The 23,846-nt window shown below is 72.9% G+C and carries 25 protein-coding genes; 19 read left to right on the top strand and 6 right to left on the bottom strand.

Annotated features, from left to right (window positions below; translation table 11 throughout):
- Nucleotides 1–17: 17 nt before the first annotated feature.
- From FLW16_RS24335 to FLW16_RS24325, 3 genes are all read left to right on the top strand, one after another.
- Nucleotides 18–137: an RICIN domain-containing protein gene (locus tag FLW16_RS24335; protein ID WP_260615528.1), complete on the top strand. Its 120-nt coding sequence runs from the start codon at nucleotides 18–20 to the stop codon at nucleotides 135–137.
- Nucleotides 138–328: 191 nt separating this feature from the next.
- A complete protein-coding gene (locus FLW16_RS24330; RefSeq protein ID WP_142562420.1) occupies nucleotides 329–919 on the top strand; it encodes an MFS transporter in 591 nt (196 codons plus the stop codon).
- A gap of 102 nt (nucleotides 920–1,021) precedes the next feature.
- Nucleotides 1,022–1,765, top strand: coding sequence for a YcnI family protein (locus tag FLW16_RS24325; RefSeq protein WP_142562419.1), 744 nt, complete (start codon nucleotides 1,022–1,024; stop codon nucleotides 1,763–1,765).
- 97 nt (nucleotides 1,766–1,862) lie between these two features.
- On the opposite strand, the gene FLW16_RS24320 is transcribed toward FLW16_RS24325, so the two are convergent.
- The 3 genes from FLW16_RS24320 to FLW16_RS24310 all read right to left on the bottom strand — a co-directional run bounded on the left by FLW16_RS24320 (nucleotide 1,863) and on the right by FLW16_RS24310 (nucleotide 4,418).
- Nucleotides 1,863–3,077, bottom strand: coding sequence for a Dyp-type peroxidase (locus FLW16_RS24320; protein WP_142562418.1), 1,215 nt, complete (start codon nucleotides 3,075–3,077; stop codon nucleotides 1,863–1,865).
- Nucleotides 3,070–3,636 (bottom strand): copper chaperone PCu(A)C, encoded by a 567-nt coding sequence (locus FLW16_RS24315; protein WP_142562417.1) that lies wholly within the window; start codon nucleotides 3,634–3,636, stop codon nucleotides 3,070–3,072. The genes FLW16_RS24320 and FLW16_RS24315 overlap by 8 nt, the downstream gene beginning before the upstream one ends.
- 218 nt (nucleotides 3,637–3,854) lie before the next feature.
- Nucleotides 3,855–4,418: an MFS transporter gene (locus FLW16_RS24310; RefSeq protein ID WP_185949567.1), complete on the bottom strand. Its 564-nt coding sequence runs from the start codon at nucleotides 4,416–4,418 to the stop codon at nucleotides 3,855–3,857.
- A gap of 273 nt (nucleotides 4,419–4,691) precedes the next feature.
- On the opposite strand from FLW16_RS24310, the gene FLW16_RS24305 reads away from it, so the two are divergent.
- From FLW16_RS24305 to FLW16_RS24250, 12 genes are all read left to right on the top strand, one after another.
- Entirely contained in the window at nucleotides 4,692–5,552 is an 861-nt protein-coding gene (locus FLW16_RS24305) for a fumarylacetoacetate hydrolase family protein (protein ID WP_142562415.1), read from the top strand.
- 30 nt (nucleotides 5,553–5,582) lie between these two features.
- Nucleotides 5,583–5,912, top strand: a complete 330-nt coding sequence (locus FLW16_RS45330) for a helix-turn-helix domain-containing protein (RefSeq protein WP_260615527.1) — start codon at nucleotides 5,583–5,585, stop codon at nucleotides 5,910–5,912.
- A complete protein-coding gene (locus tag FLW16_RS45325; RefSeq protein WP_260615524.1) occupies nucleotides 5,913–6,326 on the top strand; it encodes an IclR family transcriptional regulator in 414 nt (137 codons plus the stop codon). It abuts the gene before it with no gap.
- 285 nt (nucleotides 6,327–6,611) lie between these two features.
- Nucleotides 6,612–6,836, top strand: a complete 225-nt coding sequence (locus FLW16_RS24290) for a hypothetical protein (RefSeq protein ID WP_142562414.1) — start codon at nucleotides 6,612–6,614, stop codon at nucleotides 6,834–6,836.
- Nucleotides 6,837–6,921: 85 nt separating this feature from the next.
- Nucleotides 6,922–7,932, top strand: coding sequence for an N-acetylglucosamine kinase (locus FLW16_RS24285; protein ID WP_142562413.1), 1,011 nt, complete (start codon nucleotides 6,922–6,924; stop codon nucleotides 7,930–7,932).
- Nucleotides 7,923–9,425 (top strand): glycoside hydrolase family 3 protein, encoded by a 1,503-nt coding sequence (locus tag FLW16_RS24280; RefSeq protein ID WP_142562412.1) that lies wholly within the window; start codon nucleotides 7,923–7,925, stop codon nucleotides 9,423–9,425. Before FLW16_RS24285 ends, FLW16_RS24280 begins: the two co-directional genes overlap by 10 nt.
- Before the next feature lie 147 nt (nucleotides 9,426–9,572).
- Nucleotides 9,573–11,393, top strand: coding sequence for an ABC transporter substrate-binding protein (locus FLW16_RS24275; protein WP_142562411.1), 1,821 nt, complete (start codon nucleotides 9,573–9,575; stop codon nucleotides 11,391–11,393).
- Nucleotides 11,390–12,424: an ABC transporter permease gene (locus FLW16_RS24270; protein ID WP_142562410.1), complete on the top strand. Its 1,035-nt coding sequence runs from the start codon at nucleotides 11,390–11,392 to the stop codon at nucleotides 12,422–12,424. The genes FLW16_RS24275 and FLW16_RS24270 overlap by 4 nt, the downstream gene beginning before the upstream one ends.
- Nucleotides 12,421–13,353, top strand: coding sequence for an ABC transporter permease (locus FLW16_RS24265; protein WP_142562409.1), 933 nt, complete (start codon nucleotides 12,421–12,423; stop codon nucleotides 13,351–13,353). The genes FLW16_RS24270 and FLW16_RS24265 overlap by 4 nt, the downstream gene beginning before the upstream one ends.
- Before the next feature lie 5 nt (nucleotides 13,354–13,358).
- On the top strand, nucleotides 13,359–14,402 hold the full coding sequence (locus FLW16_RS24260; protein ID WP_260615523.1) for an ABC transporter ATP-binding protein: 1,044 nt from the start codon (nucleotides 13,359–13,361) through the stop codon (nucleotides 14,400–14,402).
- Nucleotides 14,399–15,418, top strand: coding sequence for an ABC transporter ATP-binding protein (locus FLW16_RS24255; protein WP_142562408.1), 1,020 nt, complete (start codon nucleotides 14,399–14,401; stop codon nucleotides 15,416–15,418). The genes FLW16_RS24260 and FLW16_RS24255 overlap by 4 nt, the downstream gene beginning before the upstream one ends.
- Complete coding sequence (locus tag FLW16_RS24250; RefSeq protein WP_142562407.1) at nucleotides 15,415–16,311, top strand: GNAT family N-acetyltransferase; 897 nt, start codon at nucleotides 15,415–15,417, stop codon at nucleotides 16,309–16,311. The genes FLW16_RS24255 and FLW16_RS24250 overlap by 4 nt, the downstream gene beginning before the upstream one ends.
- A gap of 2 nt (nucleotides 16,312–16,313) precedes the next feature.
- Here the strand turns inward: FLW16_RS24250 and FLW16_RS24245 are convergent, their stop codons facing one another.
- A complete protein-coding gene (locus tag FLW16_RS24245; protein WP_142562406.1) occupies nucleotides 16,314–17,420 on the bottom strand; it encodes an exo-beta-N-acetylmuramidase NamZ domain-containing protein in 1,107 nt (368 codons plus the stop codon).
- A gap of 29 nt (nucleotides 17,421–17,449) precedes the next feature.
- On the opposite strand from FLW16_RS24245, the gene murQ reads away from it, so the two are divergent.
- The 3 genes from murQ to FLW16_RS24230 all read left to right on the top strand — a co-directional run bounded on the left by murQ (nucleotide 17,450) and on the right by FLW16_RS24230 (nucleotide 20,282).
- Nucleotides 17,450–18,352, top strand: coding sequence for an N-acetylmuramic acid 6-phosphate etherase (murQ, locus tag FLW16_RS24240; protein WP_142562405.1), 903 nt, complete (start codon nucleotides 17,450–17,452; stop codon nucleotides 18,350–18,352).
- Between the two features lie 4 nt (nucleotides 18,353–18,356).
- A complete protein-coding gene (locus FLW16_RS24235; protein ID WP_142562404.1) occupies nucleotides 18,357–19,382 on the top strand; it encodes a serine hydrolase in 1,026 nt (341 codons plus the stop codon).
- Between the two features lie 87 nt (nucleotides 19,383–19,469).
- Entirely contained in the window at nucleotides 19,470–20,282 is an 813-nt protein-coding gene (locus tag FLW16_RS24230; RefSeq protein ID WP_142562403.1) for a DUF1206 domain-containing protein, read from the top strand.
- A gap of 22 nt (nucleotides 20,283–20,304) precedes the next feature.
- Here FLW16_RS24230 and FLW16_RS24225 read toward each other — a convergent pair whose 3' ends face one another.
- The gene (locus FLW16_RS24225) at nucleotides 20,305–20,904 is read right to left on the bottom strand and encodes a TetR/AcrR family transcriptional regulator (RefSeq protein ID WP_142562402.1); all 600 of its coding nucleotides are present in this window, start codon (nucleotides 20,902–20,904) and stop codon (nucleotides 20,305–20,307) included.
- Nucleotides 20,905–21,044: 140 nt separating this feature from the next.
- Between FLW16_RS24225 and FLW16_RS24220 the strand changes: the two genes are divergently transcribed.
- Nucleotides 21,045–21,989, top strand: a complete 945-nt coding sequence (locus tag FLW16_RS24220) for an SDR family NAD(P)-dependent oxidoreductase (RefSeq protein WP_142562401.1) — start codon at nucleotides 21,045–21,047, stop codon at nucleotides 21,987–21,989.
- A 176-nt stretch (nucleotides 21,990–22,165) separates the two neighbouring features.
- On the opposite strand, the gene FLW16_RS24215 is transcribed toward FLW16_RS24220, so the two are convergent.
- Nucleotides 22,166–23,167 (bottom strand): helix-turn-helix domain-containing protein, encoded by a 1,002-nt coding sequence (locus FLW16_RS24215; protein ID WP_142562400.1) that lies wholly within the window; start codon nucleotides 23,165–23,167, stop codon nucleotides 22,166–22,168.
- Nucleotides 23,168–23,846: the final 679 nt, after the last annotated feature.

Raw genomic sequence — 23,846 nt, 5'->3', positions numbered from 1 at the left:
TCAACTCCGACGGCACCATCACCGCCGTCGGCTCGAACAAGTGCCTGGACGCCTACAACGCGGGCACCGCCAACGGCACCAAGGCCATCATCTGGACCTGCAACGGCCAGGCCAACCAGCGCTGGACCCGCGTCTGACCTCACTGCGCCCGCCCTTCGCCGGGACGGCACGATCCGTCCCGGCGAGGGCCGTGCGCGGCAGCGGCAGGCCGCGGCGCGGGGTGGCCCCTTCCCAGGGCCGATGCCGTCACGGCGCGCCTTCTGCGGTCCCGTGGAAGATCGGCGGCGGACCGGCCGAGATCGCCGGGGTGTGAGACAATCCCGGCGTCATGCGCGCCACGCTCTCCTTCAGGCTCGCGCGGTCGGCCGCCTTCTCCGCCGTCTGCGTGCTCCTCGCCGTCGGCGCGCACCGGTTCGCCGGCGGAGGCGGGCCGACGCCCGCCGCGCTCCTCACGGGCGTGCTCACGGTGACGGCCGGCGCGGCCGGCGCGGCGGGCCGGGAACGGTCGCCCCAGGCGATCGTCGGTCTGCTGGCCGGCGCCCAGGTGTTCCTGCACTGCCTCCTCGACGTCACGGGGTCCGCCGCGGCGTCGCACCCCACCTGGCACGGCGGCCTGAGCGCGCAGACCGGCATGATCACCGCCCACCTCACCGCGGCGACGCTCACCGGATTGTGGCTGTCGCGCGGCGAGGAGGCCCTGTGGTCCGTGCTGCGCGCGATCGGCGCCAAGGTGGTCCGCTGCCTGCGGGCGGTGGCCGTGCTGATGCGTGCGCTGCTGGCGCTGCGAGAGGCCGATCTCGCCGGCACCGGACGTCCACGCCGGCGCGCGGCGCCGAACTCCGAGCGCGCCCCGCGCACCGCGGGCGTGCTGCGGCACGCGGTCGTCCGCCGCGGGCCGCCGGTTCTCCTGGTCTTCTGAGCTTCACACGCGAGCTGCGCGTATCTCCCCACGGGACCTGCCTGTCCCCACAGGGCCATGCTCGCGCGCCTCCGAAATCTCGCAGACGACTGGAGAACCCCCATGACCTCGTACGTCCGTCGTGCGGCCACCGTCACCGCCGGTGCCCTCGCGCTCACCATCGGTCTCGCCGTGCCCGCCCTCGCCCACGTCACCGTCAACCCCGGCACCGCCGTGCAGGGCTCCTGGACGAAGATCGCCTTCCGGGTCCCCAACGAGCGCGACAACGCCTCGACCACCAAGGTGGAGGTCGAGTTCCCCACCGACCACCCGCTGCCGTTCGTCTCGGTCCGCCCCGTTCCCGGCTGGGACGTCAAGCTCACCCGGGGCAAGCTGCCCCAGCCAGTCGTCTCGGACGACGGCGACAAGATCACCGAATCGGTGCTGAAGATCACCTGGTCCGGCGGGAAGATCGAGTCCGGCCAGTTCCAGGAGTTCGAGGCGTCGGTCGGCCCGCTGCCGAAGAACGTGGACGCGCTCGAGTTCCCCACGGCGCAGACCTACTCCAACGGTGAGGTCGTCAAGTGGGCGGACGCGCCGAAGGCCGACGGGTCCGAGGCGGAACACCCCGCGCCGACGCTCAAGCTCGTCGCCGCCGAGGAGGGGGAGGACGACCAGCACGGCGCCGCCTCCGCCTCGCCCGCCGCCGCCCCCACGGTGGCGGCCGCGGCGAGCGACGACGGCGACGAGGGCGGGGACGAGGGCGGGGACACCACCCCGGCCCTGGTGCTCGGCGGCCTCGGTCTCGTCGCCGGCCTGGTGGGGGCCGGGGCGGGCATCACCGCCCTGCGCCGTTCCCGCGGCTGAGCCGCCCTGCCTCCATCGGGAGCCCCTTCCAGGTCACGGCCGGGAAGGGGCTCCCTCCGCTGACGGAGGGTCCGAGCCCATCGGAAGGTATGGCGGGTCAGGATAGGAGGGTCTCGCCCATCCATCCGCCGGGGGAGCACCCGGGCGGTACGGCGAAGACGGCCGACCCGATGGGAGTGATCCACTGGTTCAGCAGGTCGACCTCCGCGAGCCGCCGCTGGATCGGGACGAACTGCCGCGCCACGTCGGCCTGGTAGGACGCGAACACCAGGCCGGAGTCCGGCCGTCCCTCCCGGCTGAGGCCGTCCTCGTAGTTGTAGGCCCGCCGCAGGATGCGCATGCCCGGATCGGCCACCCGGGCCCTGCGGATGTGCGCGTACTCGGAGATCACCGGCAGGCCCGACGGGCCGAGCGCGGCGAAGTCGGGCTCGTCGGTCTCGGCCCGGCCGGTCAGCGGCGCACCGGTGTCCAGCCGCCGCCCGACGCTGAACTCCTTGGCCGCCCGATCCGCGGCGTCCCATTTCTCCAGGTCCATCCGGATGCGGCGGAGCACCAGCGTGGTGCCGCCGCGCAGCCACCCGTCGCGCACCCACACGGCCCGCTCGAAGTCCGCCGACCCCGGCCGGGGGTTGACGGTGCCGTCGAGCTGGCCCATCAGGTTGCGCTGGGTCGTCCCCGGCGCGCGCACCTGCGGGCTCTGCCGGAACCCGTGCTGGGTCCAGCGCACGGTGGCGAAGGAGCGGGCGTCCCTGACGAGCACGCGCAGCGCGTGCGCCAGCGTGACGCGGTCGTCCGCGCACACCTGGACCAGCAGGTCGCCGCCGCTCCAGCGGGGCTGGAGGGCGTCGACCTTGAACGCCGGCAGCGGCCGTGGCGCGAGATGCCCGGCCCCCGCCGCCTCGAACAGCCCGGCGCCGAACCCGAAGGTGACGGTGAGCCGCGCGGGCAGGAGCGCGAGCTCGGCGTCGGTGTCGGCGAGGGCGGGCTCGCCCCGGGTGAGCCGCCGCGCGTCGTCGGTCAGCAGCCGCATCAGGCGTGCGAGCGCGGCACGGTCGGTCCCCGGCCGCAGGTCGAACCCGGCGAACACCGCGAACGTCTGCGGAGACGTCGCGACGCCGGCCTGATGGACGCCGTGGAAGGGTTCGACGGCGTCACCGCCGGGGAGGGGCGCCGGCCCGGCCGATGCGCGCCCTGCCGTGTCCGGTACGGCGGAGGCCGGGGCGCAGGCCGCAGCCGCGGCGGCGACGGCCCCTCCCGCGAGCAGGCCGCGCCGGGTCAGCCGCCGTCCCGCCGGGTGCCCGCTCTCACTCATGAGGGGCGTAGGACTCGTTGGCGCCGGCGAAGTCCTTGGCCACCGCGGTGAAGGACACCGTCCTGCCGTCCTGCAGGGTGAGCGTGAAGGGCACCTCCGCGCCCGGCTCGACGGCCGTGCGCACGTCCATGAGCATGATGTGATCGCCGCCGGGCTGGAGCACGTGCCGGCCGCCGGCGGGGATCACGAACCCGCCCTGCTTGCGGCGCATGGTCGTGGTGCCGCCGTCTCCGACGACCTCGTGCAGCTCAACGTTCGGGGAGACGGGAGTGCGCGCCGCGACGACGGTCACCGCCTCGCCGGTGGTGTTGACGAGCGTGGCGAAGGCGGCGCTCATGCCGGAGTGGGCCGTCTTCACCCACGGGTCGCTGATCGACAGCGGGGCGGCGGCCGGGGAGGCGGAGGACTGCGCCGCGGCCGGCGAGGCAGTGGCGGTGGTGCCGGCCAGAGTGCCGGTCGCAGGGCCGGTCGAAGTGCCGGTCGGTGCGGCACAGGCCCCGGCGGCCAGGAGTGCGGCCAGCGCCGCAGGGAGCACGCGGTTAACGGTCGTGATGGTCATGCGAAAGCCTTCTCTCGGTCGTCCGGCGGGCATGCGGGCGGCGTTCCCTGGCATGCGAGGCAGACCCTGCGGGCCGTCTCCGGCGATGCGGGGCAGCGCGGCGCGACCGGCCGCCACGGCCGAAGATCGGGGCATGCGCGCGGGCATGCTCCGCCGGAAAAGAGCATTGACGACGCTCCCGGGGCCGTACGCGGCCGGGAGCGGGTGAGGAGGCCGTCTCAGACGGACGGCTGGAGAAGGCGTGGCGGGCCGCGCCGGGTGACGCAGTGACGCGGCGCGAAGGAGCGCGGCAGGCGCGGCTCGTCCGGATGCGGCGACGCCGGCGGCGTGAACACCGGCGGCGCCGGATCGGCCGCGATCCGCGTGAGCCGTACGGCGAGCCGCCGCAGCAGCGCCCACAGGGCGGCCTCGCCCCTGGCCAGCCACAGCGCCGTCAGCACCACCGCCCAGCCGTGGCCGACCAGCATTCCGAAGCCCGGCCCGGCGTGCGCGTGCCCGGCCATGGCATGCCCGGCCAGGACATGCGAGGCGGACGACGACGGGGACGACAGGGCGAACAGCACGTGCAGTGCGACCTGCAGGGCCGCGAGCAGGGGCAGGATCGCGCGCAGCGTCCGTTCCCTGCCGGACAGGGGCAGCGCGGCGGCGAAGACCGCCGGCAGGCCCAGCGCCAGCGCGCCGGGGGCGACCACGCCGCCGCTGAACAGGTGCGCCACCATGCCCAGGCCGAGGCACACCGCGGTGAACGCGGCGGCTCGGGCGAGGCGGAGAGGCGATGTCACCGGCATGGCACAGCCAATATCGCATGCCGGGTGCCCGGTCTCCGGTCCGGGACGCGTGTCGCATCTCCCGGCGTCAGCCGGAGACAGGCCGGCGAAGCGGCCGCCGACGTCGTACGTCGCGCTGCTGCGGGGGGATAAGGAGCTATTTCGTAAGCCGGAATAATGGTCTTATATTCGAAATGTGATCGGCATCGAGGGACGCGTGTCGCGCGCCGGTGTCCCCGTGCCCCGCAGGGTGCCCTCCGCCCCGCCCCGACCCCGGAAGAAGAAGCGTTGTACCTCATGCGCATCGGCGCCCCCGGCGCCGAGAAGCCGGTCGTCCGCGTCGACGACACCCGCTACATCGACGTCTCCGACCTGACCGCCGACTTCGACGAGAAGTTCTTCGCCGCCGGCGGCACCGCCCTGCTCTCCGGGCCGGTCGCCGAGCGGATAGCGGCCGGGCAGACCGGCGCGTTCGCCGGTGAGCGGATCGGCGCCCCGATCGCCCGCCCGCACCAGATCCTGTGCATCGGCCTGAACTACAGCGACCACGCCGCCGAGACCGGCCAGGCCGTGCCCGACGAGCCGATCCTGTTCACGAAGTCGCCCAACACCCTCATCGGCCCGGACGACGACGTGCGCATCCCGCGCGGGTCCACGAAGACCGACTGGGAGGTCGAGCTGGGCATCGTCATCGGCAAGCGCACGTCCTATTTGGACGCGGTGGAGGACGCCGCCGACGTGATCGCCGGCTACTGCGTGGTCAACGACGTCAGCGAGCGCGCCTTCCAGATGGAGCGCGGCGGCCAGTGGGCCAAGGGCAAGTCCGCCGAGACCTTCAACCCGGCCGGGCCGTGGCTGGTCACCCCCGACGAGATCGCCGACGTCAACGACCTGGACATGTGGCTGGACGTCAACGGCGTGCGGCGGCAGACCGGCAACACCAAGACGATGATCTTCGACCCGTACTTCATCGTGCACCATCTGAGCCAGTTCATGGTGCTGGAACCCGGCGACCTGATCAACACCGGCACCCCGCCAGGCGTCGGCATGGGCCACGACCCGCAGATCTGGCTGCGGCCGGGTGACGTGATGGAGCTCGGCATCGCCGGCCTCGGCACCCAGCGGCAGCACGTCGTGGGCCCGCGCTAAGTGACACCCCCGGCCGACGGCGGCCGCTTGGTGGGCTCCGACCGCGTCCTCGCCGTCCTCAAGGAGCTGTCACGCTATCCGGACGGCGTCGGACTGGACGAGCTGACCCGGGCCATCGGCAGCCCCAAGCCGACCGTGCACCGCGCGCTGGGCGCGCTGCGCCGGGCCGGACTGGCCGACCAGGACGCCCGCGGCCACTACATGCTGGGTGACGAGTTCCTGCGGATGGCCTTCGCCCACCACGAGGCGCGCCCCGAGCACGTGCGCATCCGGCCGTTGCTGGAGACGCTGGCCGCGCGGTTCGGCGAGACCGCGCACTACGCGGTGCTCGACGGCCGCGAGGTCGTCTACCGGGCCTAGGTGGACCCGCCCACCGGCGCCGTCCGGCTGACCTCCACGATCGGCGGCCGCAACCCCGCGCACGCCACCGCCGTCGGCAAGCTGCTGCTGGCCTACCAGCTGGACACCCCAGAAGCCGTCGCCGAATGGGTCGGCGACGCGCCGCTGGTGCGCCGCACCCCGCACACCCGGTGCACGGCCGAGGAGCTGCACGAGGAACTGCGGGCGATCCGCGCGCAGGGCTACTCCGTCGACGACCAGGAAAACGAGGTGGGCATCAACTGCGTCGCCCTCCCGGTCTACGCGACCTCGCCCGCCCTTCCCTCGGGCGCGCTGAGCGTCAGCGGCCTGACCTATCGAACCCCCCTGCAGGCGTTGGTCGACGCGGTCGAGGACATCCGTGCCCTGCTCGGCGACCTGGGAGAACCACGATGACCAACCCCCGGTCCCCGCGACCACCGAGACGTTCCTGCCGGCCGAAGGGCCGGTGTGGGACGCCGCGGGGGACCGCCTGCTGTGGGTCGACATCCTCGCCGGCGCGGCACTCGAAGGGCGCCTCGACGGCGGCCGCATCGAGGTGACCGGCGCGTCCGTCCCGTTCTGGCCGGGGCACCGCGGATCTCCGCCGCCTAGCCTGCCGAGCGGTCGCCCGAGCGGCATAGGAAATGGGCCGTTTGGGCACTTCAAGAGGTATTGGGGGCGTATCCGATGGGGGGAACCATGGCTGTATCGGCGGACCTGGCGAAGCTGCTCGACCGCGAGTATGAGGACAAGACCCTGGACGAGATCATCAAGGCGCCGGTGGACGCGCTTGCCGGGGTGAGCGCGGAGGACGCGGAGCTGTTGAATAAGGCCTTTCACATCAAGACCGTCGGGGACCTCGGACGCAACAAGTTCTTCCGGGCGGCCACCGCACTCGTCGATCTGACCGACAGCAGGAAATAGTCGGGCATCCCGTCCGGCCGGTGGCCGTTGTAGAAGATTTCCATCGCCTTGTAGGTTGATGGAAGGTATCTACAAAGGAGCGGCCGTGGGGGCTCTGTTCGTCGGCGTGGACGGGGGAGGCACCAGCACGCGCTGCGTCGTGGTCACCGAGTCGGGCGAGATCGCCGGGCGGGGACGGGCCGGCGGCGCCAACGCGATCTCGGTCCCCGACCCGGCCGCCAACCTGCGCGCCGCGCTGCTCGGCGCGCTGGAGGGCCTTGACCCCGCACGGGTCGCCGGCGGTGTGTTCGGCCTGGCCGGAGCCGCCCGCGCCGCGGAGCCCGCCGAGCGGGCCTGGCGGGAGGCCGGGCTCGCCGGGCGCCCTGCGGTGGTCGCCGACGTGCTCGTCGCCTTCACCGGCGCCACCGATCGGCCGGACGGTGCGGTCCTGGTCGCCGGCACCGGCGCGATCGGCGCCCGCGTCCACGACCGCCGCATCGTACGGCGGGCCGACGGCCTGGGCTGGCTCCTGGGCGACGAGGGCTCGGGCGTGTGGCTGGGCCGCCGGGCCGCCGCCGCCGCGCTGAACGCGATCGACGGCCGGGGCGCGCCCACGGTGCTGGTCGCCCGGGTGGCCGAGGCCGTCCTGGGACCGGGGGCGGCCGGCGAGGACGACGGGCCCGCGCTCGCCCAGGCCCTGATCGCGGCCGTGTACGCGCGGGTCGCGGAGTCGGGGCCCGCCTGGCTCGGCACGCTCGCGCCCGTGGTGGACGCCGCCGCACGCGAGGGCGACGAGGTGGCGCGCGGCATCGTCGCGGAGGCGGCCCGCAGGCTGTGCCGCACGGCAGCGGTCGTCGTGGGCGAGGGCGCCCGCGAACGGGGAGCCAAGGCGTGGGGCGGTGCGGGGCCGCTGGTGCTCGCGGGGTCGCTGCTGACCGAGCCGACCGAGCTCGCCCATCTGGTCCGGGCCGAGCTGGGCAGGCGGGCCGTGCTGGTGCGCGCCGGGGACAACGCGGCGGGCGCCGCCGCGCTCGCGGTGCGGGCCGCCCTGCCCGGCGACCCGCGTGCCGCCGAGGCGCACCGCGTGCTGATCGAGCAGGGGGGCGCATGGGGCTGAGCGGCGGCGAGCTGGACCGGATGGCGATGGCCGTGCTCCAGCCCGGTTTCGAGGGCACGGAGCCGCCCGCCTGGCTGCGGCGGGCGCTCGGCGAGGGCCTGGGCGGCGTGGTCCTGTTCGCCCGCAACGTCGCACGCAACGTCATCCGCGACGCCGACGGTCTCGACGGGACGGCCGCCCTGGTCGCCGAGCTGCGCCGGGAACGGCCGGAGGTGGTCGTCGCCGTGGACGAGGAGGGCGGCGCCGTCACCCGGCTGGAGGCCGCCGGCGGCAGCTCGTGGCCGGGCAACCTGGCGCTGGGCGTCGCCGGCGACGAGTCGCTGACCCGCCGGGTGGCGCGGCAGATCGGCCGGATGGTCGCCTCCGCCGGCGTCACCCTCGACTACGCCCCTGTGGTGGACGTCAACGCCGACCCCCGCAACCCCGTCATCGGCGTGCGTTCCTTCGGCTCCGACCCTCAGGAGGTCGGCCGCCACGGCGCCGCGTGGATCGAGGGGCTGCAGAGCGCGGGGGTGGCCGCCTGCGCCAAGCACTTCCCCGGCCACGGGGACACCGTGACCGACTCCCACCTGGCGCTGCCCGCCGTACGGGCCTCCCGCGAGGTGATAGAACGGCGCGACCTGCCGCCGTTCCGGGCCGCCATCGCGGCGGGCGTGCGCGCCGTGATGTGCGGTCACCTGCTCGTCCCCGCCGTCGACGCGCTCCCCGCGACGCTGAGCCGTGCGGTGCTGACCGGCCTGCTGCGCGAGGAGCTGGGGTTCGACGGGCTCGTGGTGACCGACGCGATCGAGATGCGCGCGGTCGCCGCCCTGCACGAGCCCGGCGAGATCGCGGTCCGCGCGCTGGCCGCCGGGGCCGACGCGATCTGCGTCGGCGTGTCCTCGGCCAGGGGGGAGAGCGTCTACGCGCTGCGCGACGCGATCGCCGGCGCGGTCCGCGAGGGACGGCTGGCTGAGGAGCGCCTGGCCGAGGCGGCGGGCCGGGTGCGGGACCTGGCCGCGTGGTACGACGCGCGGGCCGGGGCCAGGGCCGCGGTGGCCCGCGACGCCGACGAGGGCCTCGGCCTGGCGGCGGCGACGGCCGCCCTGCGCGCGACCCCGGCGGAGCAGGCGGCGGCGCCGCTGACGAAGGCGCCGCTGGTGGTGCACCTGGCGGCGCGGCCCAGCCAGGCCGTCGGCCGCGCGACCCCGCTGAAACTCGGTCAGGCGATCGAGGAGATCCTGCCCGGAACGGCGACGGCCGATGTGGACGACGACGGGCACCTGCCGGATCTGAGCGAGGCGGGGCGCCCGCTCGTGATCGCCGTCCACGACGCCGTACGGCACGCCTGGATGCGGCGGCTCCTCGACGAGGCGCTGCGGGCCCGCCCGGACGCGGTCGTGGTCGAGACGGGGGTGCCGGGGCCGCCCGCGGGGCGGCTGTACCTCGCCACCCACGGCAACTCCACGGCCTCCGCACGGGCGGCGGCCCGGTGGCTCACCGGCGGCGTCTAGGGTTCACCACGCTCTCGCCCGAGAAGTCTTCGCAGGTAGCGGGCTCGGGTAAAAATTAACTCCATCGACACGTCTACCCGTGGAAAAAATTGACGGCATCGCGAGAGCGCCCGTATTGTCCAGGCAATCGGGAACCAGGAGCAGCCCATGAAGCGACTCGCGGCGATCGTGGCTCTGGCGTCGATCGTCACAGCCACCGCCTGCGGCACTACCGGGACGACGGACACCGCCCAGCAGGGCGGCGGCGTGTACACCACGATCGACGGCAGCAAGCAGATCAACGCGAGCGCGCCGATCAACCCGTTCAACCCCGTCGGATCGGTCTTCTCGGGATACAACGGCATGGCGCTGGCGTGGCCCAAGAACGACGCCACCGATCCCAACCAGTTCTACCCGGCCATCGCCAGGAGCTGGAGCATGTCCCCGGACCGGTCGGAGGTCGTCATCCACCTGCAGCCGAACGCCAGGTGGTCCGACGGCACGCCGGTGACCAGTGAGGACGTGCGCGTCTCGATCGGTCTCGCCTATACCCAGGGCGGCACCGCGTACGCACTGGACCCGAAGGCGGCGGGCGCCGCCGCCGACATCCAGGTCGTCGACCCCAAGACGATCAGGGTGACGCAGGGCGCCAACCGCAGCTCGACGTTCCTCGCCAACCTGCTGTCGACCGTGGTCGTGCCCGCGCACGTCTTCGGGAAGCTGCTGCCCGCGGACTTCTGGCAGACGCTCAAGGTCGCCCAGCACGGCCAGGGCGCGGCGGCCGAGAAGGCGAAGAACCAGATCACCGGGCTGGCGGAGAAGGTCATCGCCTTCAACCCCGGCCACGACGTGTCCGCAGGGCCGTTCGTGCTGGAGCGGGTGAACCCGGGCGCGGCGCTGCTCAACCGCAACCCCTATTTCTACGCCCGGCAGAACATCGCGCCGGACAAGGTGAAGATCCTGAACTACACCGGCAACGAGCAGATCTGGAACTACCTGATCGCCGGCCGGCTGGACAACGCCCCCTTCACCTCCGTGCCCACCGCCGTCATGAACCGGATCCGCGGCGCGAAGGGCAGCGAGGTGGTCAGGGGCTACTCGCCCGTGGCGGTCTCCCTCGCGTTCAACCAGTCGCACAAGCCGTACGACAACGTGCACGTGCGGCGGGCGATGGCCTATCTGATCGACCGCGCCCAGGTCACGAAGATCGCCTCTCCGGAGGGCGGCACGCCCGCCGCCACCACCTCGGGCATCCACGCCAAGGCGGCCCGGGCCTGGCTGGGCGACGCGTTCGACACCCTTGAGCAGTACCGCGTGAACCCCGCCAAGGCCGACGCCGAGCTGAGGGCGGCCGGCATGACCAAGCGGGGCGGCCACTGGACCCTGCCGGACGGCAGCCCGTGGAAGGTCCGCATCCACGTGCCCGCGTCGTTCTCCGACTGGGTCGCCGCGGCCAAGTCGATCAGCAGCCAGCTCAGCGACCACGGCATCGACGCGAGCGTGGTCACCGCCGCCGACTACACGCTCTATCTCGGTGAGCTGGCCGACGGCAAGTACGACCTCGGGTTCTGGCTGATCGGCCTCGGCCCCTCGCCGTACAACATCTTCCAGCGGCTGTTCGGGCAGGCGAACGGCTGGCAGATGTTCGGCGGCCGGCTGCGGCACGTCGCGCCGGGCACCGAGGGCAACTGGATGGGCGGCCAGGAGAAGGTCGACGCCGGCGCCGCCGGCACGGTCGACCCGGGCGAGCTGACCAGCAGGCTGAACTTCGCGTCCCACGACGAGCAGCAGCGCGTCGTCGGCGTCCTGGCCAAGGTCGCCAACGAGCAGCTTCCGGTCGTCCAGCTCTGGGACTACGTGAACACCCAGTTCGTGAACACCTCCCGGTACACCGCCTTCCCGCCCGACGACGACGAGTCCCTGCGGCTGTCGTCCGGGGTGTGGATGCAGCTCGGGATGATCAGGAAAGCGGAGAAGGGGCAGGCATGACGCACGCCGTTCCGGGGCGTCCCCGGCTGGGCGCCATCGCCAGGAAGATCGGCGGCCACCTGGTCCGCGGCCTGGCGATGATCTGGGTCGTCGCCACGATCAGCTTCGTCATCATCCGGGAGATCCCCGGCAATCCCGTGCTCGGGCAGTACGAGAGCCTGATCCAGAAGGGCATGTCGCCCGAGCAGGCCGAGCGGGCCACCGCCGTCCTGTACGGCTTCCTGCCCACCGGCAACCTGTGGCAGCAGTACGTCGGCTACATGGGCTCGCTGCTCCACCTCGACCTCGGGCGTTCGCTCAGCACGCCCGGCGTGGAGGTGACCACGCTCATCGGGCACGCGGCCCGGTGGACCGTGCTGCCGGTCCTCGCCGGCACGCTGCTGAGCTTCCTGCTCGGCGTCACCATGGGCGTCTACGCCGCGATCAAGCGGTCGGGCAAGCTGGGCGACGCGCTCGCGCTGTCCGGCTCGCTGCTGCACGGCGTGCCGGTGTACGTCATCGGCCTGCTGCTCACCGCGATCTTCGCCACGCTGTGGCCGATCATGCCGTCGGGCGGGCCGGTGGACGTCGAGTTCGTCCCCGGCTTCAACGCCGGCTACATCGGCTCGCTGGTGCACCACGCCGTGCTGCCGGTCGTCACGTACACGCTGGCCAGCTACGGCGGGTGGATCCTCGCGATGAAGTCGAACGTGGTCGCCGTGCTCGGCGACGACTTCATCCTCGCGGCCGAACTGCGCGGCCTGCGGCGCGGCTTCGTGTTCCGGTATCTCGCGCGCAACGCGATCCTGCCGCTGTTCACGATCCTCGCCCTGTCGATCGGCATGCTGTTCGGCGGCTCGATCTTCATCGAGGAGATCTTCAACTACCCGGGCCTCGGCCTGCTGCTCGTCAACAGCATCAGCAGCCGCGACTACGCGCTGATGGGCGGCACGTTCCTGGTGATCACGGTGGGCATCGTCGTCGCCAACATCGCCGCCGACCTGCTGTACACGGTGATCGACCCGCGGGTCAGGAGCGGAGGCGCGGCATGACCGTCATCGTCAACCCGGAGGGGGCGATCAGTCCCGAGGCCGTGCCGGCCGGGACGACGCGGGCCACGCTGCGGCGCAACTTCTGGCGCGGGGTGTGGCGGGTGCTGCGGCGCAAGCCCAGCCGCATGGCCGGGGTGGTCATCGTCGTCCTGTTCGCGGTCATGGGCGTGGCCGGGCCGCTGCTCTACCCCGCGCAGCTGCCGCGCGACGACAACGCGCTGTACGCGCCGCCGAGCCTGGCCCACCCCTTCGGCACCGACTTCGAGGGCACCGACGTGCTCGCGCTGGTCGTCACCGGCGCACGCTACGTGCTGCTCACCGGCCTGGCCACGGCCGTCATCACGGTCGCGCTCGGCACGCTCATCGGGCTGGTCGCCGGCTTCCACCGCGGCCGGTGGGACACGCTGCTGATGCGGCTGACCGACATGAACCTCGCGATCCCCGGCCTGCCGCTGCTGCTCGTGCTGTCCACGGTGTGGAAGTTCGAGAGCCCGCTGGAGATGGGCCTGGTGCTCGGGGTGCTCGGCTGGGGCGGCATCGCCCGCGCCGTGCGGTCGCAGACGCTGTCGCTGCGCGAACGCGGCTTCATCGAGGCCGCCCGCGGCCTCGGCCTGCCCACCCGGCACATCATCGGCCGCGAACTGCTGCCGAGCATGGCGCCCTACATCGCGATGAACATGCTCATCGCCGTCACCGGCGCGGTGTACGCCCAGGTGGGCCTGTTCTTCCTCGGCGTGCTGCCGTTCGAGTCGAACAACTGGGGCGTGATGCTGAACCTCGCGGTGTTCAACGGCGGGGCGCTCACCACTCCCGCCGCGCTGCCGTACCTGCTGGCCCCGCTGATCGCGATCCTGTTGCTCACCCTGGGCATCGTGCTGATCGTGGACGCGATGGACGAGATCTTCAATCCGCGCCTGCGGGAGGAGTAGCCCCTATGACCGCTCACACGGCCGCACCCCACATGGCAGCACGTGACATGGAAGCACCGGGGGTCCGCATCCGGGACCTCACGGTCGTCTACAAGACCCCCGCGGGCGAGCTGCCCGCCGTACGCGGCGTCGACCTCACCCTCGCCCCCGGCACGATCACCGGCGTGGTCGGCGAGTCGGGCTCGGGCAAGTCGACGCTCGCGCTGTCGCTGCTCAACGCCGTCCAGCCGCCCGGCAGGATCGCGGCGGGCAGCGTCGAGATCGACGGCCTCGGCGACGTGGTGAGGCTGCGGGGCGAGGACCTGCGCCGCGCCCGCGGCCGCCAGGTCGGGTACGTCTTCCAGGCCGCGCAGAACTCGCTGAACCCGCTGAAGACCATCGGCAAGCAGCTGCTCGACCTCGGCCGGTCCCACGACGTGGAGGACCTGCGGGGGCTGGTGCGCGACGCCAAGGACCTGCTGGCCCGCATGGGCATGGACGGCGCCCGGGTGCTCGACTCCTACCAGCACGAGCTGTCCGGCGGCATGCGCCAGCGGGTCGGCATCATGCTCGCGCTCGTCCTGAACGCCAAGGTCGTCGTTCTGGACGAGCCGACCACCGCCCTCGACATGATCACGCAGGCCACGATCCTGCGGATCATCCGCGAGGTCCACAAGGAGCGGGCGCTCACCACGCTCGTCATCACCCACGACGTCGGCGCGGTCGCCGAGGTCGCCGACAGCCTCGCCGTCATGTACGGAGGCCGGGTGGTCGAGCACGGCCCCGTGACCGAGGTGCTCGGCGACGCCCGGCACCCGTACACACAGGGCCTGATCAGGGCGATCCCGCGCCTGTCCGGCGACCTGTCGCTGGCCCGGGCGCTGCCGGGACGCCCGCCGACGCTCGGGACGCTGCCGAAGCAGGGCTGCGTGTTCCGCGAGCGCTGCGAGCGGCGCATGGAGGTGTGCGAGACCGACGACCCCATGGCCGTCAACCGGGACGGCCGTATGGTCGCCTGCCACGCGACCGACCGCCACCTCACCCTGGTCAAGCGGAAGGAGCTCGTGTGATCACGGGGACCGGCATCACCAAGATCTTCAAACAGCGCGGCGGCGTGCTCGGCGCCCGCGAGGTGCCCGCGCTGCGCGGCGTGGACTTCGCCATTCCGAAGGGCGGCGCCGTCTCGTTCATCGGCGAGTCGGGCAGCGGCAAGACCACCCTCGGCCGGATCATCGCCGGACTGGAGACCCACGACGCCGGCGAGATCGTCATCGACGGCGTGCCGATGTCCACGCTGAGCCACCGCAGGCGGCAGCCGTACTTCCGCCGGATCCAGCTCATCCACCAGGACCCCTACTCGGCGCTCAACCCCACCCGGACGATCCACCAGACGCTGGAGGCGCCGCTGCGGCTGCGCGCCCGGCAGACGGGCCGTCCGAGGTCCTGGATCGACGGACGGGCCGCGGAGCTGCTGGCGATGGTCGGCATCGATCCCGGCTACGTGCTCCCGCGCTACCCCCACCAGCTGTCGGGCGGCATGCGCCAGCGCGTGGTGATCGCCCGCGCGCTCACCATGGACCCCGAGGTGCTCGTCGCCGACGAGGCCGTCTCGATGATCGACGTGTCGCTGCGCCTGGGCATCCTCGCCCTGCTGAAGGACCTGCGTGAGCGCCTCGGCGTGGGCGTGCTGTTCATCACCCACGACATCGCCACCGCCCGCTACATCGGCGACGACGGCGAGCTGTACGTGCTCTACCGAGGCCAGGTCGTCGAGCGGGGCGCCACCGAGAAGATCATCGCCGACCCGGTCCACCCGTACACCCAGTCGCTGCTGTCGGCGATCCCGGTGCTGCACGGCCTGGAACGGCCGGGCGCCGAGCGGGTCGTGCCGAGGGAGATGCAGCGTGAGGGAGAGCTCGACGGCGGCTGCCTGTTCGCCCGGCGCTGCCCGTTCAGCACCGAGCGCTGCGAGAACGAGATGCCCGTGCTGGGCCGCGACGGCGGGCCCGAACAGGAGACCGAGCAGGAGCACGCCTGCTTCCACCCCAGGCGGCGCAGCGTGATCCCGGTGGGGGTGGGCCAGTGACGGACATCCTTCCGGTCGAGGCGGACGGGACGCTGGAGCGCCTCGCCGCCGCCGCGCTGTGGGCCGACGCCGAGGACGCCGCGCTGGTCGTACGGCGGCTGGCCGACCCGCCGCGGGAGCGGACGTGGACGGTCCTGGCCACGCCGGACCGGGACGGCATGGTGTTCACCTCGATCGGCGCGGACGGCGCCGGTCACATCGACCTGATCGCCGTGGACCCCGCCGCCCGGGGCCGGGGGATCGGGCGGGCACTGGTCGGCGCGGCCGAGGAGTGGATGCGCGCGCACGGCGCGGCCGAGGCGAGGTTCGCCGGCAACCCGCCCTGCTACGCCTGGCCCGGCATCGACGTGCGCTACACCCCGGCCGCCTGCCTGGCCGAGCGCCTCGGGTACGAGCGGTACCGCGTGGCCTGGAACATGACGGCCGACCTGCCGGCCGGCTACGACGGAGCCGAGCACGAGGCCGACCTGGCCAAGCTCGCCGCGGCCGGCGTGACGGTCGCGGCGGTGCCGGCAGGGGAGCGAGCGGAGGTCGCGGCCTTCGTACGCGAGCAGTGGAACGACAAGTGGGCCTGGGAGGCCGAGCAGGCGACCGGTCTGCACTATGCCTATCGCGACGGGGCCTTCCGCGACGGGGCGGCGAGAGACGGGGAGATCCTCGGCTTCGCCGCCTGGGGCGCCCGGCCGCTGTGGTTCGGCCCGATGGGCACGGCCGAGGCCGCCCGTGGGCTCGGCGTGGGGCGGGTGCTGCTGCGCCGTTGCCTCGACGAGCAGGCCGCGGCGGGGCAGACGTCGGCGCAGATCGGCTGGGTGGGCCCGCTCCGCTTCTACTCCCGGGCGGTGGGCGCCCGCGCCGAACGGGTGTTCTGGCTCTACCGCCGCGCGCTGGACTGATGTCAGCCGTACAGCAGTTCGCCGTGGGGCGGGCCGGGCGGAGGGCACAGCCCGCGGGGGTCGCGGCCCGCCTCCAGGTGCTCGCGCAGCGAGGCCGAGCCCCACAGCAGGTCGAGGAACGGCTCGCAGGCGAAGCCGTCCGGATAGAGGGTGCGCAGCACGTGCAGGACGGACACGCCGGTCAGCACCGGCAGGAAGGCGTGCCGGTCGGTGACGTGCAGTTGCGCGCCGCGCACCAGGACGCCCGCGTGCCTGCCGAAGGTCGGGGTGAACCACGTGTCGCGGAAGCGCACGCCGGGCAGGCCGAGGTCGTTCAGCGCGGCGGCGAACCGGCCGTCCGCGTACGGCGCGCCGACCAGCTCGAACGGCCGGGTCGTGCCGCGGCCCTCGGCGGCGTTCACCCCCTCGAGCAGACCGGTGCCGGGGTAGACCAGGGCGGTGTCGAGAGTCGGCATGTTGGCCGACGGCATCACCCAGGGCAGCTCGGTGCGGTCGAAGTGCCACTGCCTGCGCCAGCCCTCCATCGGCACGACCTCCAGTTCGGCGCCGATCCCGCGGTTGACGGACAGCGCGATCTCGCCCGGCGTGAGGCCGTGCCGTACGGGCAGGGCGGCGCGGCCGACGAAGCTCGCGTAGGCCGGGTCGAGCACCGGGCCCTCGGCCACCGCCCCGCCGATCGGGTTGGGCCGGTCGAGCACGGTGAACCGCAGCCCGAGCCGGGCCGCCGCGCCCATCAGGTCGTACATCGTCCAGACGTAGGTGTAGAAGCGCGCGCCCACGTCGCACACGTCGAAGACGAGCGCGTCCACCCCGGACGACGCGACCAGCGCGTCCAGGTCGCCGCCGATCCGCCGGTAGGTGTCGAGCACGGGCAGGCCGGTGACCGGGTCGACGATGTCGCCCTCGCCACCGCCCGCCTGGGCCGTGCCGCGCAGCCCGTGCTCGGGGCTGAACAACGTGGTCACGGGCACCCCGGCGGCCAGCAGGGCCGGTGCGGCGGCGGTCAGATCGGGCAGGACTCCGGTGGGGTTGGTGACGAGGCCCACCCGTTCCCACCCGGCTTTCGGCGCGCTGACCAGCAGCTCCAGCCCCGTACGCACGCGATCCATGAAGACTCCGAAGCCGAGGAACCATGACCATGACGCAATCACTCGCCACTATGGCCACCGAACAGAGCGATCCCCGCTACAGCGGGATCGACACGCTGCCGACGGAGGAGATCGCGCGGCTCATGAACGCGGCCGACGCCGCCGTCCCGGCGGCGGTGGGCCGGGCCGTCCCGGCGATCTCCGCGGCCGTCGACGCGATCGCGGCGCGGATGGCCGACGGAGGCAGGCTCCTCTACGTGGGCGCGGGCACCTCCGGGCGGCTCGCGGTGCTCGACGCCTCCGAGTGCCCGCCGACATTCGGCACCCACCCCGACCTGGTCCAGGGCATCATCGCGGGCGGCGAGGCCGCGCTGGTGCGCTCCGTCGAGGGTGCCGAAGACGACGCCGAGGCGGGCGCCGCCGTGATCCGCGGCAAGCACGTCGGCCCGCTCGACTCCGTCGTGGGCATCTCCGCCAGCGGGCGCGCGCCGTACGTCGTCGCGGCGGTCGAGCAGGCCCGGCGGCTCGGCGCGCTGACCGTGGGCCTGGCCTGCAACACCGGCACCCCGCTCGCGCGGGCCGCCGACCACGCGATCGAGGTCATCGTGGGGCCCGAGGTGGTCACCGGCTCGACCCGGCTGAAGGCCGGCACGGCCCAGAAGCTGGTCCTCAACATGATCTCCACGATCACGATGATCAGGTCGGGCCGGACGTACGGGAACTTCATGGTCGACGTCGTGGCCAGCAACTCCAAGCTCGTCGACCGGGCGGCCCGCATCGTCTCCGACATCACCGGCATGCAGGTGCTGCGAGCCCGGGAGGTCCTGGAGAGCGCGGGACGGGACGTGAAGACGGCCGTCGTGATGATCGAGCGCGGCGTGGGCGCCGACGACGCGCGGGCGCTGCTCGCGGCGCACGGCAACCGGCTCGGCGCGGCCCTGCACAGTGCCTGACGGGGTGTCCGCGCTCGAAGACGTCCTGCGGGCCGCGGTGCCCGAGGTCGCCTCGGCGGCGGTCGCCGTGATCGCCGTGGACGGGCGTACGGTCGCCGCGGCCGCCGTGGGGGAGGCCGTGCGGTACGCCGACCCGTCCGGGGGGCTGCTGGCGGAACGGCCGGCCGTGGCGACGGACGCGCTCTTCGACATCGCCTCCCTGACCAAGATGTTCACGGCCGTGGTGCTGGTCTCACTGGCCCAGGAGGGCGCGCTCGACCTGGACGAACCGGTGGCCGTCCGGCTGCCCCGGTTCTACGGGGACCGGCCCCAGATCACCGTGCGGCACCTGCTGACGCATTCGGCGGGCCTGCCCGCGAGCCGCCGGGTGGAGAAGGAGCCGGAGGACGCCCGCTGGGACCTGGTGCTGTCCACCCCGGTGCAGGGGCCGCCCGGGACGCACCTGTACTCGGACGTCGGCATGATCACGGCCGGGCGGGTGGCGGAGGCCGCCGGCGGCGCGCCGCTGGACGTGCTCGTGCGCGAGCGGGTCACCGGGCCGCTCGGGCTCGGCGCCACGACGTACGGGCCGGTCGAGCCGGGCCTGGCCGTCGCCACCGAGTTCAAGCGCGGCACCTGCGTGCGGGGCGAGGTGCACGACGAGACGGCCCACGCGCTGGGCGGCGTGGCCGGACACGCCGGGCTGTTCTCCACCGCCGCCGACCTCGTGCGTTTCGGCGAGGCGCTGCGCACCGGCGGCGGCCCGGTCCTGTCTCCCGCCTGGACCGCCGAGATGCTGCGCGACCAGGGCGTGCCGGGAGCCGCCTTCCGGCAGGGGCTCGGCGTGCGCATCGACGACCCGGCCATCGTGGGGCCGCTCGCGGGCGCGTTCGGCCACTCGGGCTTCACCGGCACGTCGCTGGTCGTCGATCCCGCCCACCGGCTGACCGTCGTGCTGCTCACCAACAACGTCCACCCGCTGCGGGGCCGCCCCGGCATCCGCGACCTCCGGCACGCCGTCGCCGCCGAGGCCCTGCGCCTGGCCGGCTGAACCCGGCCGATGTTTGATCCTCCTCGTCCGGGTCAGTAGGCGAGCAGTCCGGCAGACGGACCGATCCGCCGAGGAGAGGAGTCCGCGATGACGACCGCGCATCAGGCCGGCCGCCGTCTCGAGGGGACGGCCCGCAGAGCGGCCGACCACCCTGTCCTGGAGAAGCTCGCCAAGGTCGGGTTCGCCGCCCGCGGCGTCCTGTACGCGATCATCGGTCTGGTCGCGCTGCAGATCGCATTCGGCGGCGGCGGGGAGGCCGACAAGAGCAGCGCGCTCCAGATCGTGCGCGACGCGCCCCTGGGCGACCTCCTGCTGTGGATCATGGCCGTCGGCCTCGCCGCGCTGGCGATCTGGCAGGTCTCCGAGGCCGTCTGGGGCCGGCCAGGGGTCAAGGAGCGCGTGGAGGCCGCGGCCAAGGCCGTCGTCTACGCCGCCCTGGTGTTCTCGATGGTGGCGCTGCTCACGCGGAACAAGGCCGCCTCCTCGTCCGACAGCCAGTCGCAGGACGCCACCAAGGCGCTGTTCGAGCTGCCCGGCGGCCAGTTCCTGGTCGGCCTGATGGCGCTCGGCGTGCTCGCCCTCGGCGTCTTCTGGATCTACGAGGGCTGGACCGAGAAGTTCATGAAGGACATGCACGTGACCGAGCCCCGGGCCCACGGCGTCGTCGTCAAGCTCGGCAAGACCGGCTACATCGCCCGAGGCGTCATCGCGCTGGCCGCGGGCGTCCTGATCGGCCGGGCCGCCCTCACCTACGACCCCGACAAGGCGGCCGGCATCGACGGTGCGCTCAAGGCGCTCGCCGACACCCCGGCCGGCCCGTGGCTGCTCGTCGTGGTCGCCCTCGGCCTGGTGCTGTTCGCCGTCTACTGCTTCGCGGAGGCCCGCTGGCACCGGGTGTGAGCGGACCCACCGGAGCGCCGCCTCAGGCAGGCGCGCCCGGCGCCCCGTGGCGCAGGCCGTCCATCAGCAGGTCGAGCAGGCGCCCGGCCTGCTCGCGCTGCGCGGGCTCGCCGGTGGCGAGGCAGACGCCGTTCACGCCGGTGAGCACGTCCTCGGCCGCCACGTCCCGCCGCAGCGTCCCGGCCCTGCCGCCCGCGTCGAGCAGCGTGCCGATCGCGCCGAGCAGCCGGTCGCGACTGTGCGCGTACGGGTTCGCGCCGGAGGCGATCACGGCGCGCAGCGCGTCGGCCATGCCCCGCTTGGTCGCCAGGTAGTCGACGAAACGATCCATCCAGGTGCGCATCGCCACGTCGGGCGGCATCGCGTCCGCGAGCTCGGCCGCCGCGTCGCACAGCTTCGCCAGTTCGTTGCGGTAGGCCGCCTCGATCAGCGCCTCCCTGGTGGGGAAGTGGCGGTAGAGCGTGCCGATGCCGACGCCCGCCTCCTTCGCGATCGCGTCGAGCGTGACGTCCGGCCCGTCCTGGGAGAACGCCCGCACGGCGACGTCGAGCAACCGCTCGCGGTTGCGCCGGGCGTCGGCGCGCAACGGCTTGGCTCCGGTCGGTCGGGCGGGGGTGGACACGTCTCCTCCACTAGCACGAGTTGCTAACCGGAGGATCCTCCGATTAGAGTTGCAGGCGTACCGGAGGTTCCTCCGGTTTTCCTGATTGTAGCGGCCGGGCTCCCGAGGGGCCCCTGCCGCCGTACGGGACGGGGACGAACATGACTCGAACCACGCGTATCACCACGCCGTTCACGGGGCAGTCCACCGCGGCCGAGGTCCTGGAGGGCGTCGACCTGCGCGGGCGGCGGGCGATCGTGACCGGCGGGGCGTCGGGAATCGGCGTCGAGACCGCCCGCGCGCTGGCCGCGGCGGGCGCGGAGGTGACGATCGCGGTCCGCGACCTCGACGCGGGCAAGCGGACCGCGGAGGACATCGCCGCCACCACCGCGGGCGCACCCGTCCTCGTCGCGCCGCTGGACCTCGCCGACCGGGCCTCCGTCGCCGCGTTCGCCGCCGCGTGGGAGGGGCCGCTGCACATCCTGGTCAACAACGCCGGAGTGATGGCGTGCCCGGAGACGCGGACGCCGGAGGGCTGGGAACTGCAGTTCGCCACCAACCACCTCGGGCACTTCGCGCTGACCACGGGCCTCCACCCGGCGCTCGCGGCGGCTGGCGGCGCCCGCGTCGTGTCGGTCAGCTCCACCGCCCACCTGCGGTCGCCGGTCGTCTTCGACGACATCCACTTCAAGGAGCGCCCGTACGACCCGTGGCTGGCGTACGGGCAGTCGAAGACGGCCAACGTGCTGTTCGCGGTCGAGGCCGGCAGGCGGTGGGCCGGTGACGGCATCACGGTCAACGCGCTCATGCCCGGCGCCATCCGCACCAACCTCCAGCGGCACGTCACCGACGAGGAGCTCGAGCGCATGCGCGCCCAGGCGGGCGGCGGCGGCCCCACGTGGAAGACGGTCGAGCAGGGCGCGTCCACGTCCGTGCTGGTCGCGGCCTCGCCGCTGCTGGAGGGCGTCACCGGGCGGTACTTCGAGGACTGCCAGGAGGCGGAGCCGAATCGGGAGGGCACCCGCCGGGGAGTCGCGGCGTACGCGCTCGACCCGGAGGCGGCCACCCTCCTCTGGCAGGTGTCGGTGGACCATCTCGGCCTCTAACAGGCCTTGCGGTGCTCCTGCCGGTGCGACGGGCTCGCCGTTGCCGGCGCCCGTGTCGCGGTACCGGCCGGGGCGCCCGCTCGTTCATCGCCCGGCTGCACGGGCCGGAGACCTTCGCCGCCCTCGTCGACCGGTGACCTGGCGGGTCACCGGTCGAGCGCTTCGAGACAGAAGCATCAGGACCACACGGGCGCACTCACCGGCAGTTCGGTTCCTGCTGTGGAATTACGGTGATCGCGAGGTGACATGCCGTAGGCGGCGCGGAAGGCGCGGCTGAAGGTCGCGGCATCGGTGAAGCCCCAGCGGGCAGCGATGGCCTGGATGGGGCGAGCACGCTGCCGGGGATCGGCGAGATCGCGGTGGCACCGTTCGAGCCGGCATCGGCGGATCCAGGCCGCCACGGTGACGCCCTGCTTCTGGAACATCTTGTACAGGTGCCGGACGGAGACCTGGTGCGCCGCGGCGATCGTCTCCGGGGTCAGGTCCGGGTCGCCGAGCCGCTGCCGGATGAAGTCGTGGACCAGCGACAGCAGAGCCTGGTGCCGTGATTCAGGGGACAGCAGGGCGGTGGTCTCGAGCCGGTCGGCGCAGGCGGCCGCGATCAGATCGAGGGTGACGGCGGACACCGCCTCCGCGTTGCGAGGGGTGAGACCCTCGGCGTGTGCTGCCAGATGCCTGAGATGCCCGGCAAGGACGCCGGTGATGCCGTGCTGCACGGGAATCGGCGCCGCCGCGAGCTGCCTGACCATATCGGAACGCAGGCTGAGCGCCGCCCGGGGGAACTGGACGATCACCGCATGGGCCTGATTGTCGTCGGCTCCCCGCCATCCCTCGTACGGCCAGGAGGAATCGATGATGAGCAACTGCCCCGCCTGAAAGGTGGCATCCCGTCCCGCCTGCCGTATGCCGCCACCGCCGGTGAGGACAAGGTGCAGCTGGAAAACTTCCGGGTCCGATTTCCGGATGAGCTTTGCGGGGCGGCTCGCCTGAAGCGTGTTATGGCTCATCACCGAAAACTGTAATCCGCCGAGATCGGCCAGTCGGGCTGATGCGTGGAAGCGGGCGGGATCTTCCGTAGTCAACCATGTGCAGACAAGTGTCTCCGACATGGCGTCGTACCAGGAGGGAAACCGATCCCGAACGGCCAGGTCCCTGGTGCTCCAGTCCATCACTCTCATGCCTGTCCTCAACGAGTCGTTGTTACGGCAGCGCCAACTTCTCTCGCGCGAAGCGCTCTTCGCCGCACGGCATTGTGAATGCGATGAGCACGATGTACAGAGCAGACAGCAGGATGGCTCGCTGACAAGTCGCCGTCAATGTCATGTGTGCGACTGTGGCGTTGCGGTGCGTGAGCAGGGAAAGCACAGTCACCGAGGAGCGGACCTGCGCGTACAGAACGTGCGCGGGTGTAAGGGCGGGGTGTCGACGTTCGGGCTTATTTACCCGCCTCCCGTTCCAGCCGGTCGAAGGTGGTCGGCGTGGGGCACGCCGCTTGCCGCGACGACGGCGGCCGGCCGGTCTTCGAATTCTGCCGGATTAGGCCGCCCGCCGCTTTCCCTCGTCGGTGAGGCTCAGCCGCCGGCGGTTGCCCCCGGCGAGGTCCGACCTGGACATGGCACCAGGCCGTCGGCGGCGTGCACAAATCGCCATGAAGCGTGCAGAAGAAGTCAAGACATCCATGAGGGCTCCCGGCACCCTGGCTACATACGCACCCGTCGGCCAGGGTGGTACGCCGTGCTGCAAGAGAAGGGTTTGGCCCTTGTACTTCACGTGGGGAGCACAGTGAACACGGGATGAAGCCGCTGCCGTTCAAACGGAAGGCGTATCGACCCCTCACCCGTGCCTCGCAGCGAGAGA

It is taken from the genome of Microbispora sp. KK1-11 (assembly GCF_006874435.1).
Lineage (GTDB): Bacteria > Actinomycetota > Actinomycetes > Streptosporangiales > Streptosporangiaceae > Microbispora > Microbispora catharanthi.
The sequence above is the reverse complement of the archived record's forward strand: the minus strand, read 5'-3'. Positions and strand labels throughout refer to the sequence as shown.

Coding starts and splice junctions, on each gene's coding strand:
- FLW16_RS24330 (WP_142562420.1), top strand. CDS start 329: ATGCGCGCCACGCTCTCCTTCAGGCTCGCGCGGTCGGCCGCCTTCTCC.
- FLW16_RS24325 (WP_142562419.1), top strand. CDS start 1,022: ATGACCTCGTACGTCCGTCGTGCGGCCACCGTCACCGCCGGTGCCCTC.
- FLW16_RS24320 (WP_142562418.1), bottom strand. CDS start 3,077: ATGAGTGAGAGCGGGCACCCGGCGGGACGGCGGCTGACCCGGCGCGGC.
- FLW16_RS24315 (WP_142562417.1), bottom strand. CDS start 3,636: ATGACCATCACGACCGTTAACCGCGTGCTCCCTGCGGCGCTGGCCGCA.
- FLW16_RS24290 (WP_142562414.1), top strand. CDS start 6,612: ATGGCTGTATCGGCGGACCTGGCGAAGCTGCTCGACCGCGAGTATGAG.
- FLW16_RS24280 (WP_142562412.1), top strand. CDS start 7,923: ATGGGGCTGAGCGGCGGCGAGCTGGACCGGATGGCGATGGCCGTGCTC.
- FLW16_RS24275 (WP_142562411.1), top strand. CDS start 9,573: ATGAAGCGACTCGCGGCGATCGTGGCTCTGGCGTCGATCGTCACAGCC.
- FLW16_RS24270 (WP_142562410.1), top strand. CDS start 11,390: ATGACGCACGCCGTTCCGGGGCGTCCCCGGCTGGGCGCCATCGCCAGG.
- FLW16_RS24265 (WP_142562409.1), top strand. CDS start 12,421: ATGACCGTCATCGTCAACCCGGAGGGGGCGATCAGTCCCGAGGCCGTG.
- FLW16_RS24260 (WP_260615523.1), top strand. CDS start 13,359: ATGACCGCTCACACGGCCGCACCCCACATGGCAGCACGTGACATGGAA.
- FLW16_RS24245 (WP_142562406.1), bottom strand. CDS start 17,420: ATGGATCGCGTGCGTACGGGGCTGGAGCTGCTGGTCAGCGCGCCGAAA.
- murQ (WP_142562405.1), top strand. CDS start 17,450: ATGACGCAATCACTCGCCACTATGGCCACCGAACAGAGCGATCCCCGC.
- FLW16_RS24230 (WP_142562403.1), top strand. CDS start 19,470: ATGACGACCGCGCATCAGGCCGGCCGCCGTCTCGAGGGGACGGCCCGC.
- FLW16_RS24220 (WP_142562401.1), top strand. CDS start 21,045: ATGACTCGAACCACGCGTATCACCACGCCGTTCACGGGGCAGTCCACC.
- FLW16_RS24215 (WP_142562400.1), bottom strand. CDS start 23,167: ATGAGAGTGATGGACTGGAGCACCAGGGACCTGGCCGTTCGGGATCGG.